Source organism: Microbispora sp. H10670 (assembly GCF_014161385.1).
Classification (GTDB): Bacteria; Actinomycetota; Actinomycetes; order Streptosporangiales; family Streptosporangiaceae; genus Microbispora; species Microbispora triticiradicis.
The window spans coordinates 29,710-48,092 of record NZ_JABBWW010000012.1; the positions used below are offsets into that span (position 1 = coordinate 29,710).

Sequence of the window (18,383 nt, forward strand, 5' to 3'; positions counted from 1 at the left end):
GGACATGAGATGTCTGCCCGTCCCGGCCCGGGCGGACCTCCTCACCAGTTGGAGCACGCGTATCCGGAGAACGACGGGATTGCACAGCAACTACTCGCCAAGGGGCGGGCGCGATGGACCGGGAAGACAGCGCTCCCCGGCGCCAGTGAGGAGCCCGTGGCTTCCGCTGACCGCAGCGAAACCGATCCGCACGGAGGTCTCGGTGAGGTCGGCGTCGGCCTAGTCTCCTTCGGCCAGGAGCGCATGTGGCTCACTGACCAACTTTCCCCCGGAAACAATGTGAGCAACTGCGCGTTCGCGGTACGTCTGCGTGGCGCCCTGGACCGCTCGGCTCTCGCGCACAGCATTCGAGCATTACAGCTTCGGCACGAGATCCTCAGAACGGTTTATCTCCCACATCCTGAGGGACTCCGTCAGCGAGTCCTTCCGGAGCCGGCACCACTTGACGTCCAGGACCTGACCGGTGAGCAGAATTCCCATACCCTCGCCCGCGATCGAGCGATTACTTTGGCGAATCGCCCCTATGCACTCGAACGGGAATTACCCGTCCGGTGGACGCTGTTCATGCTCCGCCCCGACGACCATCTGCTTCTCATGTGCTTTCACCACATCTGCACCGATGGCTGGTCGGAGTCGATAATAAACCGAGAGCTCAGCGCCCTTTACGCCGCCTTCAAAGAGCAACGAACATGTCCGCTTCCGATGCCGACCACGCAGTACAGGGAGTTTGCGGCCTGGCAGCGGCAGCAGTTCGCCGCACCACACACCGCGAAGAGCCTCCAGTTCTGGTGCGAGAGGCTTCTGGACGCGCCGGACAACTTGTTGCTGCCCTTTGACCGCGCCGCCACGGCACGCACGGGGTTCATCGGTGCGACCAGCGAGCATCGGCTGGGTAGCGAACTGGCCGAGCGCGTCCGTCGCTTCTCGAGGCAGGAACGGGCCACCGGGTTCATGGTTCTGCTATCGGCGTTCGCCGTTCTGCTGTTCCATGAGTCGGGGCAGGAGGAGATGGTCATCGGTGCGCCCACGGCGGGGCGGGGACGCCCGGAGTTCGAGGAGATCGTGGGCTATTTCGTCAACACTTTGGCGTTCCGGCTCGACCTGTCCGGCAATCCGTCCTTTCGTTCGCTCCTTCGACGTGTCCGCGAAAGCGTCCTGGAAGCGATGCCACACCAGCACGTTCCATTCGACAAGGTAGTTCAGGAGGTACGACCGACGCCTTCCCCCGGACGGCCGCGGCTCGTTCAGGCCATGTTTCACCTTCACAACACGCCGGCCGAACCGCTGCGCCTTCTTGATCTGCGCATCGAGTCCGAGCAGTTGTTTCCACAGGCCGCGGCCCTCGACCTGATCGTCGCTCTCGATCCGCAGGATCCCGGCCTGCGGGGAGTGTGGTCGTATCGGGCCGAACTGTTCGAAGCGGCCACTGTGTGCCGACTACAGCGAAAGTACGCATGGATGCTCGATCTTCTGATCGACGCGCCAGACCTGGCACTCGCCAAGTTTGTGGCACTCTCGAACGCCCCGGCAGACTCTCCGCCGAGAAGCTGACAGGCCGGAGCGGTCACAGCAACACAGCGTTACCCCAGGATGAAAATGGCTCAGTGGTCAGGGTCCAGGCCAACGCCCGGCAAAGCCCCAACCTCTCCCACGTTAGTCCCAGGCACGCGTCCGCCCATGACTTTGGTGGCGCCCTTGACCACCCCCGCCCCCGCTCTCGCCCCGCGACCACGCCCCAGCTCCCCGACACAGTGCACGAAACGACATCAAGTGTGCAGGAAAAGACAAGACACTCATGTCCGTTCGCTTGCATGCTGGTTCCAGCGGATCCCGGCAAGCGGTCGAAGCGTAGCGTTACGCAGGATGAAAAAGGCTCAATGTTAGATATTAGCGTAAATGTTCGAGTAAGGCCTTGTTTGGACGCACCGTAACTGACATCATCGAAACCGATGGAGTTCTCACAATATAACCATAAATCTCGCGATGACAGGAACGAGGCAAGCGGATCTGCAGATGCAGAAGGACCCTCCATGTTGACCGATAGTGATGCTCCCGATCCCCGACAGTCATCCAGTCAGGAAGAATTCGTCACCCAACTGCGTAGGTTGAAGGCGTGGTCTGGTCTTAGCTACCGGAAACTCGAGCAAAGGGCCGCCGCAGCCGGCGATCAACTGCCGAAGAGCACACTTGTGACCGTCCTCAGCAGAAACACGCTACCTCGCGAGGAAGTAATCGTCGCCTTCGTCCGCGCCTGCGGGTTCCCACAGGAGACCGTCGCTCAATGGACTGCGGTCCGACGGCGCCTCGCGATGGCGGCGGTACCTCCTGCCGGCGGGGCGGCATCGAATTAGTGCATTGCGGCACCACTATCGGCTCGGCGATACAGGCGACGCGCAGAATGTGAGTGGGTGAAAGTGAACCAGATCGGAAGATGAGCCACGCTGAACGGCATCAGGTCTTTCACCCGGATACGAGCGAAGCGATCGCGTCCCCGGCGTGGATGGAACTGGGTAGAGCAGGCTGAGTCGCATAGCCACCGCCAACCGACGCGCCGCTGATCAGGGGAACTTCCCCGGTCAGCTTCGATCGCGAGCTAGCCCTACGCGGCCCTCATCGGTCGGCTCCCAGTGGACACGGCTCTCGCTTGGCACCCGTGGACTTTGCGGAACTGCCGCTGATGCTGAACGGACAAGGCGATGTTCCGGTGGCGTCGATGGGATCCGCGGACGCCGAACGCCCAATCGCCGCGTGCTGTGCTGCGCACCGTACGCGCCGGAGGGTCGGCGCGACGACGTTAGGCTCGTGAAACAGGCCTCAGCCGCCCTGGCAGACGGAGCAGGGGGTGAGGCCGGACAACTCGGCGTCAGCCCGCGTCATGGTCTCCACACCGCTGTCGTCCATCCCGCTGACCAGGGGACATTCGGCGCTGTGGAAGCGCCGCGTGCCGACCATCACCCGCACCCGAGCGTCCCCGGCCTCGTCCCCGTCCGGGCCCCCGGCCGCAGACTGCTCGGCCGGGCGACCGGCGCCGTCGGCGTCGTCGTCGGCACTGTCAGCGCTGCCGGTGCTGTCGGCTCGCTCACCTGCCGCGCCCTTTTTTGCCGCGCCACCGCTCTTGCCCGCACCGGCACGTGTATCACCGGTGCCCGTGTCGCCGCCGGCCGCTGCCGAGGTGGCACCCGCGTCGCTGTCGGGCGCGGCGTCGGCCGGATTCGAGGTGGTGGGACCGGCGGAGGCCTCGAACCCGGCGCGCCCGGATTCGGTGGTCTCCGCCGGCGCCACCGGCTTCTTGCCCGGTGCCTTGGTCGCGCCCGGCTTGACTGCCTTGGCCGCGCCCGGCTGGGCGGAAGGGGAGGAGGTGCTCCCCCCCGGGTCCTCGCCTCCGGCGGCACCGGCCGGGGCCGGGTCCCAGGGCCGGACCCTGCCTGGCCTGAACCAGTCGTGTTCCGCCGTGTCGGTGATCGACTCGTCCGTCTCGTCGTCGGCCCGGCCGGGTTCGTCCCCGGTGCCGGACGGCGACCAGGACCGTGCGGACCAGGACGACACCGAAGACGCCGACGACCCAGACGACGACCCGGGCACTCCGGACGACCCGGACGTGGACGATCCCGGCGACGGGGTACCGGAGGCCGGGCTCCCGGAGGCCGGGCTCGCGGCGCCGGACGGCTTCGTCACGCTCCGGCCGAACCAGTCCACCGGCGTGTGGCCGTCGCCCTCGTCCTCGGTCACGCCTGACGACGTCTCACGCTTCCCTTCGCGCTTATCGTCCCGCTCCTCCGGCCCTGCCGTCGAACCGGACGCGGACGACCCGGACGCGGGCGATGAGCTGGTCGAAGAACCGATGCCAGACGAGGCGGAACCGGACTTCCCAGTCCCGGAAGACCCGGTGCCGGAAGACCCGGTGCCGGAAGACCCGGTGCCGGAAGACCCGGTGCCGGAAGACACAGCCCCAGAGGACGCGCTGCCGGATGCCGTGATGCCGGAGGAGACGGCGCTGGATGTCGCAGCCTGGGAAGCCGTGGTGCCGGACGAGCGGGCGGGCCCGGACGGGCGTGATCCCTGCACGCCGGTCTCGGGGAGCCCGGAAACGGGCGGCTTGGGGTCGGCTGCTGCGGAACGGGGAGACTCCGGCTCGGTGGCGGCGGAGGCCCCTGCGGGGCGGCGGGTCGGCTGGGGTCCGGCTTCGCCGCGCGGAACGCCGACGCTGATCGTGGCGTCGCCGACGGCGCTGTCACCGGCGGTGTCGCTGCTGGGGGCGTCGGCGCGGAGAGTGGTGTCACCGGCCGCGCTACCACCGGCCGTCGCACCACGGAGGGCTTCGGCGCGGAGAGTCGTGTCATCGGCCGCGCTGTCACCGACTGTCGCACCGCGCGGGGCGTCGGCGCGGAGCGTCGCGTCACCGGCCGCGCTGTCACCGGGGGGTGTCTCACCCCGGGCCGCGCTCTCGCCGGCGGCTTCGCCCGAGGCTGCGTCACCGGGGCCTGTGTCGCCGGGAGCCGTGTCGCCGCCGGTGGCGCTGTCGCCGGGTACGGGCTCCTCCGGCTCCGCCGGACGGGCGAAGGTCTCGGGGAGGCAGGTGGTGCAGGGGGTGAAGCCCTCCTCGCGGGCCTCCTCGTAGGTAAGCTCCTCGGTCTCGCGCCCCACGAGCTGGCGGCAGGTGGCCAGGTGGAAGCGTCTGCGTCCGGGGATCACCAGGACGATCGCGTCCGGGGCGAGGCCGCGGCCCGCGGTGGCCGGCGTCCGGGAGACCGGCGCCGTCCGCTGGGAGGGCTGCGGCGGGAAGGGCTGCGCGGGGAAGGCCTGGGAGGGGAAGGGCTGTGCGGGAAAAGACTGGGGCGGCACAGCCCCGTGATGCGTGACCGGCGGTGCCGCCACCATGGGCGTCGCCACCGGGTGCGCCGGTGCCCCTGCGAGGGTTCCGCCGTACGCCCCGCTCATCGCGCCGACGGGCGCGAGCTGGGGCGTGGTCGAACCCTGGGGGGTGGGAGCGGTCCCCTCGGCGGCACGCCCGCCGGACGGGAACAGCTCGTGGCGCCTCAGCAGTGCCCCGATCAGCAGACAGACCGCCGACAGGACGCTGACGACGATCGACCACATCACTAGGGAGGGCGTCCCTAGCACGACGCCCGCGATGAGCAGGACGATGGCGGCGAGGACCAGTGCGGCACTGATGAGGATCACGGGGGTTCTCCGAGCTACCGGGTCCGTGTGAGGACCCGCCACTGCTTACCGGCGGTCGTTGTGGGGGCCGTCGGGACCGGGGAAGGCGCCGGAGTGCTGGGGAGGCTCCTGGGCGAAGGGGTTGGGCGCGCCTGTCACCTGCTGCGGACCCGGCGCGGCGGCGTGGGCCATGGCCGGACCGCCACCGAGGATCGGGAAGGGCCCGCTGCCCTCGGCGGAGACGTTCAGCTTGTTGAGCTGGTCCTCCAGGAACAGCTTCAGGCGGCTGCGGTACTCGCGTTCGATGATCCGCAGGTCCTCCACCTTGCGCTCGATCTCGTCGCGGGTCTGCACCAGCGTGCCCATGGCCTGGCGGTGCCGCTCCTGGGCGTCGCGCTCCAGCGTCTCGGCCCGGGCGCGGGCGTCGCCGATGATCTGCTCGGCCTGACGGCGGGCCTTGCCGAGGATGTCGTCGGCCTCACGCCGCGCGCGGGTCACCGTCTCGTCCGCCTCGCGGCGGGCGTCGGCGATCGCCTGGTCGGCCGTCTGCTGCGCGAGGGCGAGCACGCGGGCCGCGGTGTCCATGTTGTCCTCGGCGGGCGGCAGGCCCATACCGACGGGCACCGGCTCGGGGCGCGCCGGCTCCGGAGGCTTGATCGGCTCCGGCTGGGGGGCCATCATCTCGGGCTTGGGCTCGGCCACCGGAGCGGACGCCATCTGCATGGAGCCCGGCATGCCCATGCCGCCGGGGACCTTGCCCCTGAGGCACTCGGCCAGCTTCGCGCGGAGTTCCTCGTTCTCCTGGATGAGACGGTCAAGCTCGGCCTCGACCTCGTCGAGGAACGCGTCGACCTCCTCCTCGTCGTACCCCGGCCTCAGCCGGGTGGTACTGAACTGCTTGTTCCGCACATCAGCGGGCGTCAACGGCATTTGGGTCTCCTTGGCGCGCTTGGAGTCTGTCCGGTAGAGCGTTACCCGATCAACGTGGAAGCGCGTTCACGACTTGGATCAAGACCAAAACCACAATGAACAGCACTGTGAAGCTCAGGTCAAAGGCCACCGTACCCAACCTGAGGGGCGGAATGAAACGGCGGAGGAACTTGAGGGGTGGGTCGGTCGCCGTATAGGTGACCTCAGCCAGCACCAGGACGACCCCCGTGGGCCGCCAGGAGCGGGCGAACGCCTGCACCGTATCTATGATCATTCTGCCGATCAGCAGAACCAGGTAGAGGGTCAGGGCGATGACCAAGATCTCGCTAATGATCCCCACGGTCGAGCCCCGCCTCCCCTCGGTTCCGCCGCCTCCGGGCCACAGGGGCACCGCTAAGCCGGTCACTGTTCATGTATGGAACTCTAGCTCTGGTTGAAGAAGCCGCGTTCCGCGATTCTGGCCTTGTCCTCGGCGGTCACCTCAACGTTGGCGGGGGACAACAGGAACACCTTGTTGGTAACACGTTCGATGCTGCCGTGTAGGCCAAAGACGAGACCTGCCGCGAAATCGACAAGGCGCTTGGCGTCGCTGTCGACCATCTCTGTCAGATTCATGATGACCGGCGTGCCCTCGCGGAAGTGCTCGCCGATCGTGCGCGCCTCGTTGTACGTGCGCGGATGCAGGGTGGTGATCCGCGCCAGATCGGTCGTACGGCGCTCCAGCACGGTCGTGGGGGGACGCGGAGCCGGGACGGACGTCTCGGTGTCCTCGTCGCGCTCCGGAGCCCCGGCATGCGCACCGGAGGTCGCGGCGAAGCCGCGCCGCGACGACTCGTAGTCCTCGTCGCCGTAGTCCTCGTCGGTGCCGTACTCCGCCGTGTACCTGTCTTCGTAGCGGTCGTCCTCCACGAGACCGAGGTAGACCGCCATCTTGCGCATCGCGCCGGCCATCGCTCGTCGTCCTCCGCGTTTCTGGTGCCTACAAGGTCCCTGGGGAAGGCCAGGGCGGTAGCCGTACCCCCCTTGGAGCTCACCGCTGATCGACCTCTACCTGGAGCGCGGACACCATGGTCCACTTGGGGGACATTACCTGACGAAGGGCTTTCTGCGGCCGAGCAACGCCGTACCGACTCTCAGGTGTGTCGCGCCGTTCGCGATGGCTTGGGGGATGTCACCGCTCATTCCGGCCGATATCACATCCGCGCCGGGGTGTTCCTCGCGGAGGCGTCCGGCGACGGCCCGCAGCCGGGCGAACGCCGGTGCCGGGTCCTCCCCCAGCGGGGCGACAGCCATGACCCCCCGCAGCCGCAGCCCCTCGGTCTTCGCGACGAGCGCCCCGAGGGCGGGCACCTCCTCCGGCCGCGCGCCGCCCCGCCCGGCGCCCTCGTCGAGGGAGACCTGGATGAGGCAGTCCACCTCGCGCCCGGCCCGTACGGCCTCGCGGCCGAGCGCCTCCACCAGGCGGGGACGGTCGACCGAGTGGACCATGTGGGCGTACGCGACGACGGAGCGGACCTTGTTCGTCTGTAACTGGCCGATGAAGTGCCAGGTGAGATCGAGGTCGGCGCAGGCGGCGGCCTTGTCCGCCGCCTCCTGGTCGCGGTTCTCCCCCACGTGCGAGACGCCCAGCCCGGCGAGCAGGCGCACGTCGGAGGCCGGGTAGGTCTTGGTCACCGCGATGAGGGTGACCTCCGCCCGCGACCGGCCGACCGCCCGGCACGCCTCCTCGACGCGCCGCTCGACCTCCGCCAGGGCGGCGGCCAGCTCCTCGCGCCGGTCCGCCTGCCGGTCGTCCCCGTGATCGTCCCGGTGATCGGGGTGGTCGTCCCGCGGGTCACGCACGGGCCACGCCCGCGGGCGTCCGCCCCGCCGCACCCCTCGGCCCGGCCCCCGTCTTGGCCCCTACTGGGGCTCCGGCCTCGGCCACGCCGCGCCGGAAGATCACTTGAGGAAGTCCGGCACGTCGAGCTCCTCCTCCTGCTCCTCGAACACCACCGGACGCCGGGGACCCGGCTGGGAGGGGCGGGAGGTGATCGGGGCCGGCGGCTCGGGGGTGGGCCTCGGGATCGACACCGGGCCGGTGACCCCCTGGTCGCGCCCGCCGTCGGCGGCGTCCCTCGGGAACGGCGTGACCCCCTCGGCCTGCGGCGCGGCCTGCTGGGCGGGCTGGCCCACCGGCTGGGCCGGCTGCGGCACGGCGCTCGCCTGCGGCTGGGCCGTGGTGTGCACGGTGGCGGCCTGCGCCGTGGCCGGCTGCATGGTGGCGGGCGGCGGCGTGGGCGCCGGGGTGGCCGCGGACGGCGTCACAGCGCCGACCGGCCGTACGGAGGGCTGGGCCGGCTCCGGGCGCGGCTCCGGCCTGACCGGTGCCGGGGTCGCGGGGCGTGCGGCCTGGGCCGGCGCCGGGCGGGCCTGCTGCGGGCGCGCCAGCGGAGCGGCCACCGGCTTGACCGGGGCCGGCTCGTCGAACCCGGCCGCGATGACCGTCACCCGCACCTCGTCGCCGAGCGCGTCGTCGATGACCGTGCCGAAGATGATGTTGGCGTCGACCGCGGCGGCGTTGCTGACGAGCTGGGCCGCCTCGTTGATCTCGAAGAGGCCGAGGTCGGAGCCGCCGGCGATGGACAGCAGCACACCGTGGGCGCCGTCGATGCTCGCCTCCAGCAGCGGGCTGGAGACGGCCATCTCGGCGGCGGCGACCGACCGGTCGTCGCCCCGCGCGTGGCCGATGCCCATAAGGGCCGAACCCGCGCCGGACATGACCGACTTGACGTCGGCGAAGTCCAGGTTGATCAGACCGGGCGTGGTGATGAGGTCGGTGATGCCCTGCACACCGGACAGCAGCACCTGGTCGGCGGCCTTGAACGCGTCGAGCACGCTCACCTGGCGGTCGGAGATCGACAGCAGCCGGTCGTTCGGAATGACGATCAGCGTGTCGACCTCCTCGCGGAGGGTCTCGATGCCGGCCTCGGCCTGCATGGCCCGGCGCTTGCCCTCGAAGCTGAAGGGCCGGGTGACCACTCCTATCGTGAGCGCGCCGAGCGAGCGGGCGATGCTGGCCACGACCGGCGCGCCGCCGGTGCCGGTGCCGCCGCCCTCGCCGGCGGTCACGAAGACCATGTCGGCCCCCTTGAGGACCTCCTCGATCTCCTCCCGGTGGTCCTCGGCCGCCTTGCGGCCCACCTCCGGGTTGGCGCCCGCGCCGAGGCCTCGCGTGAGCTCGCGCCCCACGTCGAGTTTCACGTCGGCGTCACTCATCAGCAGCGCCTGGGCGTCAGTGTTGATGGCGATGAACTCGACGCCCTTGAGTCCCTCCTCGATCATCCGGTTGACGGCGTTCACTCCGCCGCCGCCGATGCCGACGACCTTGATGACCGCGAGGTAGTTCTGCGGTGCTGCCACGACGAGGGGCCTTTCCGCTCGTTTGCGTTTCATGCGGGCAGGGCCCGCCGTCTTCTCTTGAACTCTCACCCTCAAGTTGAGATTTAGAGTTATGTCAACCTGAGGATTGATACGGACAGTAGGGTTGCGCGTCCCCCAGGGTCAACTAACCGCGCCGCAAGGCAGTCCGGCGTGTCGCGCGCTGTCCTATTCGCACGATGCCCCGGTCCAGGGCGGCTTCGGCCGGTTCGAGCACAGTCAGTGAGATTTGTCACCTGACCGTCACCACTTCGGGCGAACTGACGTCGTAGTTCTTCCCCGGCTTGGCCAGCGCGGCGAGCAGCACCCGCCCCTTGCGGGCCGAGTCCCGCGCGTCTCCCCAGGTGACGGAGCGGCCGTCGGTGAGCTTGAGGGTGATCGACCGGGGCGAGGGGGCGCGCAGCTCCCGCAGCCGGCCGAGGAGGTCGCCCGGCAGCGCCCGGAGCACGGTGAGGCCCGCCCGGGTGGCGGGATCGTCGGCGGCGGCCCGCTCCACCCGCAGCACCGGAAGCTGCGGCGGGGCGACCGTCACCTGCTGGAGGACGACCCCGTACCGGTCGATCACCGCCGTCGCGACGCCCAGGGGGACCGCCGCCGCGGGCACGCGCTCGACCACGCTGATCCGCAGCGTACCGGGCCAGACGCGGCCGACCGTGGCGGACTCGACGGCGCGCAGCGCCCGCACCCGCCCCTCGACCCCGGCGAGGTCCACGGTGGCGAGCGGGGTGCCCGTCCGCACTCCCGCCGCCTGGCGCAGCTCCTCGGCCGGGACGCGGCCGTTGCCGGTGATCTCGACCTCCCGCACGCCGAGGACGGGCGAGAAGAACACGACCCAGGTGGCGACGCCCACGACCCCGCCGGTCAGCAGGGTGGCGAGCGCCGAGCGCCGGACGGCCCGCCTCACCGGGCGGACAGCTCCGCGACGATTCGCGGGCCGAGCTCGGTGACGTCCCCCGCGCCCATCGTGAGGACGATGTCCCCGGCGTGTGCCCGGCCGGCGACGAGGGCGGGCACGGCCGCGCGGTCGGGGGCGTAGACCACCCGCTCGGCCGGCAGCGGCACCTTCCCGGCGACGAGCGCCCCGGAGACCCCGGGCTCGGGGTCCTCCCGCGCGCCGTACACGTCCAGCACCACGACCTCGTCGGCCAGGCCGAGCGCGACGCCGAACTCGTCGGCGAAGAACCGGGTGCGCGAGTAGAGGTGCGGCTGGAAGACCGCGATGACCCGGCCGTCGCCGCCGACCACGTCGCGGGCGGCGCGCAGGTCGGCGGTCAGCTCGGTCGGGTGGTGGGCGTAGCTGTCGAAGACCGTCACGCCGCCGGCCTCGCCCTTGGACTCGAACCGCCTCTTCGCGCCGGTGAAGGCGGCCAGGCCCTCCTTGACGTCGTCGAAGCGCAGGCCGAGGTGCAGCGCCACGGCGATCACCGCGGTGGCGTTGACCGCGTTGTGCCGGCCGGGCACGGCCAGGCGCACCTCGCCGCGTCCCGGCCCGCCGGGCGCCCCCGGGCCGAGCTCCACCCGGAACTCCACGCCGAGGCCGCGCGGGGCCACGTCGGTCGTGCGCAGGTCCACCCCGGCGCTCTCGCCGTACGTGACGACGGTGAGGCCGCGCTCGCGCGCGATCGGCACGAGGGCGGCGGCGCCGGGGTCGTCGGCGCAGACGACCAGCAGCGACCCGACGTGCTCGACGAAGCGGGCGAACCCGTCGTGGACGGCCTGGGGGTCTCCGTAGTTGTCGAGGTGGTCGGCCTCGACGTTGGTGACCACCGCGATCCGCGGCGCGAGCATGAGGAAGGAGCCGTCGCTCTCGTCGGCCTCGGCCACGAACACCTCGCCCGTGCCGTCGTCGGCGCCGAGACCGGTCGTGACGAGCTGGCCGCCGACGCAGTACGACGGGTCCTCGCCGCACTTCTGCAGCGCCACGGTCAGCATCGAGGTGGTCGTGGTCTTGCCGTGGGTGCCGGCGACGGCGATGCCGGTGCGGCCGGACATCACCGAGGCCAGCGCCGCGGCGCGCGGGATCACCCGGAGGTTCTGGCGCAGCGCCTCCCCCAGCTCGGGGTTGGAGTCGCGGATCGCGGTGGAGACGACGACCGTGTCGACGTCCTTGATGTGGGAGGCGGCGTGGCCGACGTGGACGGTGGCCCCCATCTCGCGCAGTTCGGTCAGCTGCGCGGACGGGCGCGCGTCGCTGCCCGACACCGGTACGCCCCGCTTGAGCAGGATGCGGGCGATGCCGGACATCCCGGCGCCGCCGATGCCGATGAAGTGCACCCGCCCCAGGTCGGCCGCCGGCACGGGGTCCACGAGCTTGACGAGACTCATCGGGAAGCGATCTCCAGCACCTTGCGGGCGAGCGTCGTGTCGGCGTCCTTGCGGCCCATCCGGGAGGCCGCCTCGGACATCGCGACCACGCGCTCGGGGTCGTTCAGGATCGGCAGCAGCGTCTGGACGATCCAGGCCGCCGACAGGTCCGCGTCGTCGACCATCAGGCCGCCCCCGGCCCGGACGATCGGCTCGGCGTTGAGGCGCTGCTCGCCGTTGCCGTGCGGCAGCGGCACGAACGCCGCGGGCAGCCCCACGGCGGTCAGCTCGGCGCAGGTCATGGCGCCCGCGCGGGACAGCACGAGGTCGGCCGCGGCGTAGGCGAGGTCCATCCGGTCGACGTACGGAAGGATCACGTACTGCGGGTCGCCGGGCGGGGGCTCGATCTCGACGGTGTTCTTCGGCCCGACCACGTGCAGCACCTGGACACCCGCGGCGCGCAGGTAGGGCGCGGCCTCCAGCGCGGCCTGGTTGACCGAGCGGGCGCCCTGCGACCCGCCGAACACCAGCAGCGTCACCCGGTCGGACTCCAGCCCGAAGTACGACCGCGCCTTGTCCCCCATCGACAGGCGGTCCATCGTGCTGATCTCCCGGCGCAGCGGGATGCCGACGTACTCCGCGTTGGGGAGGACGGCGTCCGGGTGCCCGGTGAAGACGTGGTCGGTGAGGCGGGCGCCGAGCCGGTTGGCGAGGCCGGGCCGCGGGTTGGCCTCGTGGACCACGATGGGCACGCCGCGCCGCCGGGCGCCGAGGTAGGCGGGGGTGGCGACGTAGCCGCCGAAGCCGACCAGGATGTCCGCGCCGACCTTGTCGAGGATGCCGGCGGCGCTGCCGATGGCCCCGGCGAGCCGGCCGGGCACGGTGAGGAGCTTGGGGCTGAGCGAGCGGGGCAGCGGCACGGCGGGCACGAGCTCCAGCTCGTAGCCGCGCGCGGGCACCAGGCGGGTCTCGAGTCCGCGCTCGGTGCCGAGGCAGGTGATGCCGATCCTCGGGTCGAGCCGGCGAAGCGCGTCGGCCAGCGCGAGCGCCGGCTCGATGTGGCCGGCCGTCCCGCCGCCGGCGAGGACCACCCTCATGTCACTCCCTGCTCTCTCGCGGATGTTCCCGCGGACGTTCTCGCGAATGCTCCCGCGGCCGCTCCCGCGTCGTTCCCACTCGTGCCGTACGCGGCCGTGCCGTCCGCCGGACGGCCTCGCGCGGGGACGCGGGCCGGCGCCAGGCTCGGGCGTTCAGGCCAAGCCAGCTTAGAGCCCGCGCGACCGGTCCGGGGCCACGGGCCGCCAGCGCCTCGGCCGCACCCGGCTCCCGTTTGGCGAACGACAGCAGCATGCCGAGCGACGCGAGCGTCGGCAGCAGCGCCGATCCGCCGTACGACACGAGCGGCAGCGGGATGCCGGTGACCGGGAAGGCCCCGATGACCGCGCCGATGTTGACGACGGCCTGCCCGGCGATCCAGGCGGTGGCCGCGGCGGACGCCAGCCGGACGAAGGGGTCCCTGGTCCGCATGGCGATGCGCAGCCCCGCGTAGCCGAGCAGGCCGAACAGCGCGACCACCACGAGCGTCCCCAGCAGCCCGAGCTCCTCGCCGATGATGGAGAAGATGAAGTCGCTCTCGGCGTGGGGCAGATAGTTCCACTTCTGCCGGCTGGCGCCCAGCCCGATGCCGAACCAGCCGCCCGACCCGATCGCCATCAGCCCCTGCACGGACTGGAACCCCTCGTGCTGCGCGGTCTCCCACGGATTGAGGAAGCCGGTCAGGCGGCGGAGCCGGTAGGGCTCGGCGATGATCATAGTGGCGGTCGCCAGCGCGAGCAGCCCGAGGATGCCGCCGAAGAGCCGCACGGGCGCGCCGACCACCCACAGCAGCGCCAGGAAGATCATCATGAGCACGAGCGTCGTGCCGAGGTCGCGCCCGAGCATGACCAGGACGGCCAAGAGGGCCACGCCCGGCATCAGGGGGATCAGCAGCTGACGCCACTCGATGCGTCCTGCGCGCGCCCGCGTCGCGAGCAGGTCGGCCCCCCACAGCACCAGGGCCAGCTTCGCCGGCTCCGACGGCTGCACCGAGAACGGGCCGATGACGATCCACCGCTGGGCGCCCAGCAGTTCCTGGCCGAGGAAGATGACCATCAGCAGGCCGAGGATCGACAGGCCCATCAGCGGATAGCCGGCGAGGCGGAAGAACCGCTGCGGCAGCCGGGAGCACACCCACATGAGCGGGAGCCCGATCGCCACCGAGGTGACCTGCTTCAGGAACCAGTAGAACGGGTTCCCGGTCCGCTGCAGCGCCTCGATGCTCGACGCCGACAGCACCATCATCAGCCCTAGGGCGAGCAGCAGCGCGCTGCAGCCCAGCACGAGGTGGTAGGACGTCAGCGGGCGGCCGAGCAGCTCGCGCAGCGCCGCGATCTGGGCGCCGGCCCAGCCGCCCGGCGCCTGCTCGCCCGGCGCCTGCTCGCCCGGCGTTCGCTCGCTCTGTGTTCGCTGACCTCGGGCCCGCTCGCTCTGTGCCCGCTCCCCCCGGGTCCGGCCCGCCGGGGCGCCGGCCGGGCTGCCGGTCTGGCCCGGCGCCCGGCCGCTCGCCGTCCGGTCGCTCACCGTCCGGTCGCTCACCGTCCGGTCGCTCACCGTCCGGTCGCTCACGGTCCGGTCGCTCACGGTGCCGCCAGGCGGTGCACGGCTGCGGCGAAGGCCTCCCCACGCGCTCCGTAGCCGGCGTACATGTCCAGTGAGGCTCCGGCGGGGGCGAGCAGCACGGTGTCACCCGGAGAGGCGAGCCGGGCGGCTTCGGCGACGACGCGGTCCATGACCCCAGTGTCTTGCCCCGGCACGTCCACGACGGGGACATTCGCGGCGTGTCGCGCCAATGCCCGCCGGATCAGCTCGCGGTCGGCCCCCAGCAGCACCGCGCCGCGCAGCCGGGGCGCGGCCTGCCGTACGAGGTCGTTCACGTCGGCGCCCTTGAGCTGGCCGCCCGCGATCCACACGATCGAGGGATAGGCGGCCAGCGACGCGGCCGCCGCGTGCGGGTTGGTGGCCTTGGAATCGTCCACGTAGTCGACGTCCCCCACCGTCGCGACGTGCGCGATGCGGTGCGGGTCGGGCGTGAACTCGCGCAGGCCCCGCCGTACGGCCTCGGGCGGCACGCCGTGGGCGCGGGCCAGGGCCGCGGCGGCGAGCGCGTTGGAGACGTTGTGCGGCGCGAAGGGGCGCACGTCCTCCAGCGAGGCCAGTTCCTCCGCCGAGGACGCCGGGTCGGCCACGAAGGCCCGGTCGACCAGCAGGTCCTCCACGATCCCGAGCTGCCCGGGCCGCGGCACGGCGAGTGTGAAGCCCACCCGGGAGGCGTACGGCTCGGCCAGGCGCGACGACCACGCGTCGTCGGCGTTGAACACGACGGTCCCGGCGGCGGTGAAGACCCGCGCCTTGGCCGCGGCGTACTCCTCCATCGAGCCGTGCCAGTCGATGTGGTCGGGCGCGACGTTGAGCACGGCCCCCGCGAGCGGCGCGAGGCTCGACGACCAGTGGAGCTGGAAGCTCGACAGCTCCACGGCCAGCACGTCGTACGGGCCGTCCACGGCCTCCACGATCGGCACGCCGACGTTGCCCACGGCGAGGGCCCGGTGCCCGGCGGCGGACAGGATGGAGGCGAGCATGCGGACGGCGGTGGTCTTGCCGTTGGTGCCGGTCAGCGCCAGCCAGGGGGCGGCGTGCTCCCCGCGCAGCCGCCAGGCCAGCTCGACCTCCCCGATCACCTCGGCGCCCGCCTTCCCGGCCGCGACGAGGAGCGGATGAGCGGGCCGCCAGCCGGGCGAGGTGACCACGAGCGAGACGCCCTCGGGCAGGGCGGGCTCGCCGAACCGCACCTCCACCCCGAGGGCTTCGAGGTCGGCGGCCGCGGCGCGCTGCCTCTCGCCGTCCACCGCCTCCAGGACGGTCACCCGCTCGCCGCGGCGGGCCAGGGCCCGGGCCGCGGCCGCGCCCGACACGCCGAGACCGGCGACGACCACACTCACTGCTTCGGCATCCATTCGAGGTAGAACAGGCCGAGACCGGCGGCCACGCACAGCGCGGCGATCAGCCAGAAGCGGACCACGATCGTGGTCTCGGCCCAGCCGGACAGCTCGAAGTGGTGCTGGAGCGGAGCCATCCGGAAGACCCGTTTGCGGGTCATCTTGAAGAACCCGACCTGGATGATCACCGACATCGTGATGAGCGCGAACAGGCCGCCCAGGATGACCAGCAGGAGCTGGGTCCGGGTGGTGAAGGCCAGACCGGCGATCACGCCGCCGAGGGCCAGGGAGCCGGTGTCGCCCATGAAGATCTTGGCGGGCGGGGCGTTCCACCACAGGAAGCCCAGACAGGCCCCCAGCACCGCCGCCGCGACCACCGCCAGGTCGAGCGGATCTCGCACCCAGTAGCAGTTGGGGCCGAAGCCGACCGTCGTGCAGCTGTTGCGCAGCTGCCAGTTGCCGATCAGCACGTACGCCGCGAGGACCAGGCAGGTGGCGCCGGAGGCCAGGCCGTCGAGCCCGTCGGTCAGGTTCACCGCGTTGGAGAAGCCCACGATGAAGAACAGGACCCAGACGACGAACCCGATGAGCCCGATGGACGGGCCGATGTCCCGCAGGAACGACACCCGCGTGTCGGCCGGGGTCACGGCGTAGGCGTTGGGGAACCGCAGCACGAGCACCGCGAAGACCGCGCCGACGACGAGCTGGCCGGCGGCCTTGGCGCCGCTGCGCAGGCCCAGGCTCCGCTGCTTGTAGATCTTGATGAAGTCGTCGAGGAAGCCGACCGCCCCGAGGCCGGTCATCAGGAACAGCACCAGCAGGCCCGAGGCCGTCGGAGGGTCGCTGACCGCCGAGAAGACGGTCACCCCGTGGGCCAGGAAGTAGCCGATCAGCGCGGCGATGACGATCACCGTGCCGCCCATCGTGGGAGTGCCCTTCTTGTCGTAGTGACCCGACGGGCCCTCCTCCCGGATGTTCTGGCCGTACCCGCGCCGGGCGAACAGCCGGATGGCCAGCGGCGTGCCGACCATGGACAGCAGCAGCGAGATCGCCCCCGCGATGAGGATGTTCCTCACCGGGCGTCACCTCCGAGGATCGCCTCGGCGACCCGCTCGAGCCCGGCCGCACGCGGCCCCTTCACCAGCACCGCGTCCCCGGGCGCGAGCCGGTCCGACAGCTCCCGCGCCGCCGCGGCGGCGTCGGGCGCGTGGATCGCGCCGGGGGCGCCCCTGAGCACCGGCCCGGCGTCCTCCCCCACGACGATCACCGCTTCCAGCCCCGCGCCGGCGGCCAGCCGCCCGAGGTCCTCGTTCAGCGCGGGGCCGTCCTCGCCCAGCTCGCGCAGCGCGGCGATCACCGCGAACCGCCGCCGCCCGGCGCCGATGACCCCGAGGCTGCCGAAGGCGGCCCGCATGGAGTCGGGGTTGGCGTTGTACGCGTCGTTGATCACGGTCACGCCGTCGGGCCGGTCGGTGACCTCCATCCGCCAGCGGCTGCGCGGCTCGGCCGCCGACAGCTCCTCGGCGATGGCCGCCACCGGCATGCCCAGCTCGTAGGCGGCGGCCGCGGCGGCCAGGGCGTTCTCGACGGCGTGCGCGCCGTACAGGCGCAGCCGCACCGGGGCGGCGCCGGACGGCGTGCGCAGCGTGAACGAGGCGCGGCCGGCCGCGTCGAGCGTCTCGTCCTCCGCCCGCACGTGCGCGCGGGCCGCGCGGCCGAACCAGGTCACCCTGGCCTCCGTACGGCCGGCCATCTCGCTGACCAGCGGATCGTCGGCGTTGAGCACCGCGGTCCCGTCGGCGGGCAGCGCCTCGACGAGCTCGCCCTTGGCCCGGGCGATCGCCTCCTTGCCGCCGAACACGCCGAGGTGGGCGGTGCCGACGTTCAGCACCACGCCGATGCGCGGCGGGGCTATCTCCGCCAGGTAGGCGATGTGGCCGATGTTGCGCGCGCTCAGTTCGAGTACGAGGAACCGGGTGTCCTCGTCGGCCTTGAGCACGGTCAGCGGATGGCCGATCTCGTTGTTGTACGAGCCGACCGGCGCGACCGTCGGGCCCATCCGCGTGGCGAGCCCGGCCAGCAGGTCCTTGGTCGTGGTCTTGCCCGCGGAGCCGGTCACGCCCACCACGGTCGCGCCGGGAAGCTCCCTCACCACGGCGTTCGCCAGGGCGGCCAGGGCGGCCTGGGGGTCCCCCACGATCACGGCCGGCGCGTCGACCGGCCGGGTGGCGAGGACGGCGACGGCGCCCGCCTCGTGGGCCTGCCGGGCGAAGTCGTGCCCGTCGGCCCGCTCCCCCTTGATCGCCACGAAGAGCGAGCCGGGCACGACCGCCCGCGAGTCGATCACGACCGGTCCTCGGACCACGGCCGCGGGGTCGGCCAGGCCGTTCAGGGCTCCCGACGTGATCTCGGCGACCCGGGCCAGCGGCAACGGGATCATGTGTCTGTCCTGCTCTCTTTCGCGTCGCTTGTCGGGCCCCCGTGAAGCGGTGGAGCACCGTCACCCGGAGCGCTGTCAACCGGAGCCCTGTGAAC

15 protein-coding genes are annotated in these 18,383 nt (G+C 71.7%); 2 read left to right on the forward strand and 13 right to left on the reverse strand.

Translation table 11 applies throughout. The annotated features are described in order from the left end of the window. Window positions 1–156: 156 nt before the first annotated feature. Both HHX33_RS18390 and HHX33_RS37720 read left to right on the forward strand, forming a co-directional pair. A complete protein-coding gene (locus HHX33_RS18390) occupies window positions 157–1,551 on the forward strand; it encodes a condensation domain-containing protein (protein ID WP_182875701.1) in 1,395 nt (464 codons plus the stop codon). A 479-nt stretch (window positions 1,552–2,030) separates the two neighbouring features. Continuing rightward, window positions 2,031–2,351 (forward strand): helix-turn-helix domain-containing protein, encoded by a 321-nt coding sequence (locus HHX33_RS37720; protein WP_220501942.1) that lies wholly within the window; start codon window positions 2,031–2,033, stop codon window positions 2,349–2,351. 463 nt (window positions 2,352–2,814) lie between these two features. On the opposite strand, the gene HHX33_RS36195 is transcribed toward HHX33_RS37720, so the two are convergent. The 13 genes from HHX33_RS36195 to murF form a co-directional block, all read right to left on the reverse strand. Beyond that, window positions 2,815–5,181 carry a hypothetical protein gene (locus HHX33_RS36195; RefSeq protein WP_259402618.1) on the reverse strand — a complete coding sequence of 789 codons (2,367 nt, stop codon included), beginning with the start codon at window positions 5,179–5,181 and terminating at the stop codon, window positions 2,815–2,817. A gap of 45 nt (window positions 5,182–5,226) precedes the next feature. Further along, window positions 5,227–6,090 carry a DivIVA domain-containing protein gene (locus HHX33_RS18405; RefSeq protein WP_117410375.1) on the reverse strand — a complete coding sequence of 288 codons (864 nt, stop codon included), beginning with the start codon at window positions 6,088–6,090 and terminating at the stop codon, window positions 5,227–5,229. Window positions 6,091–6,139: 49 nt separating this feature from the next. Continuing rightward, on the reverse strand, window positions 6,140–6,430 hold the full coding sequence (locus HHX33_RS18410; RefSeq protein ID WP_117410376.1) for a YggT family protein: 291 nt from the start codon (window positions 6,428–6,430) through the stop codon (window positions 6,140–6,142). An 83-nt stretch (window positions 6,431–6,513) separates the two neighbouring features. After that, entirely contained in the window at window positions 6,514–7,041 is a 528-nt protein-coding gene (locus HHX33_RS18415; protein WP_117410377.1) for a cell division protein SepF, read from the reverse strand. Window positions 7,042–7,176: 135 nt separating this feature from the next. Then, the gene (locus HHX33_RS18420) at window positions 7,177–7,854 is read right to left on the reverse strand and encodes a YggS family pyridoxal phosphate-dependent enzyme (RefSeq protein ID WP_220501952.1); all 678 of its coding nucleotides are present in this window, start codon (window positions 7,852–7,854) and stop codon (window positions 7,177–7,179) included. Between the two features lie 177 nt (window positions 7,855–8,031). After that, window positions 8,032–9,492, reverse strand: a complete 1,461-nt coding sequence (gene ftsZ / locus HHX33_RS18425; RefSeq protein WP_182875705.1) for a cell division protein FtsZ — start codon at window positions 9,490–9,492, stop codon at window positions 8,032–8,034. Between the two features lie 250 nt (window positions 9,493–9,742). Next, window positions 9,743–10,414, reverse strand: a complete 672-nt coding sequence (locus HHX33_RS18430) for a cell division protein FtsQ/DivIB (protein WP_111701212.1) — start codon at window positions 10,412–10,414, stop codon at window positions 9,743–9,745. Further along, a complete protein-coding gene (gene murC, locus HHX33_RS18435) occupies window positions 10,411–11,835 on the reverse strand; it encodes a UDP-N-acetylmuramate--L-alanine ligase (protein ID WP_182875706.1) in 1,425 nt (474 codons plus the stop codon). The genes HHX33_RS18430 and murC overlap by 4 nt, the downstream gene beginning before the upstream one ends. Continuing rightward, window positions 11,832–12,911: an undecaprenyldiphospho-muramoylpentapeptide beta-N-acetylglucosaminyltransferase gene (gene murG, locus HHX33_RS18440; protein ID WP_111701210.1), complete on the reverse strand. Its 1,080-nt coding sequence runs from the start codon at window positions 12,909–12,911 to the stop codon at window positions 11,832–11,834. Before murG ends, murC begins: the two co-directional genes overlap by 4 nt. 1 nt (window position 12,912) lies before the next feature. Next, entirely contained in the window at window positions 12,913–14,244 is a 1,332-nt protein-coding gene (gene ftsW / locus HHX33_RS18445) for a putative lipid II flippase FtsW (protein ID WP_182875796.1), read from the reverse strand. Between the two features lie 245 nt (window positions 14,245–14,489). Next, the gene (murD, locus tag HHX33_RS18450; RefSeq protein ID WP_182875707.1) at window positions 14,490–15,866 is read right to left on the reverse strand and encodes a UDP-N-acetylmuramoyl-L-alanine--D-glutamate ligase; all 1,377 of its coding nucleotides are present in this window, start codon (window positions 15,864–15,866) and stop codon (window positions 14,490–14,492) included. Then, a complete protein-coding gene (gene mraY, locus HHX33_RS18455) occupies window positions 15,848–16,924 on the reverse strand; it encodes a phospho-N-acetylmuramoyl-pentapeptide-transferase (protein ID WP_111701208.1) in 1,077 nt (358 codons plus the stop codon). The genes murD and mraY overlap by 19 nt, the downstream gene beginning before the upstream one ends. Continuing rightward, window positions 16,921–18,288 (reverse strand): UDP-N-acetylmuramoyl-tripeptide--D-alanyl-D-alanine ligase, encoded by a 1,368-nt coding sequence (murF, locus tag HHX33_RS18460; protein WP_182875708.1) that lies wholly within the window; start codon window positions 18,286–18,288, stop codon window positions 16,921–16,923. Before murF ends, mraY begins: the two co-directional genes overlap by 4 nt. Between the last annotated feature and the right edge of the window lie 95 nt (window positions 18,289–18,383).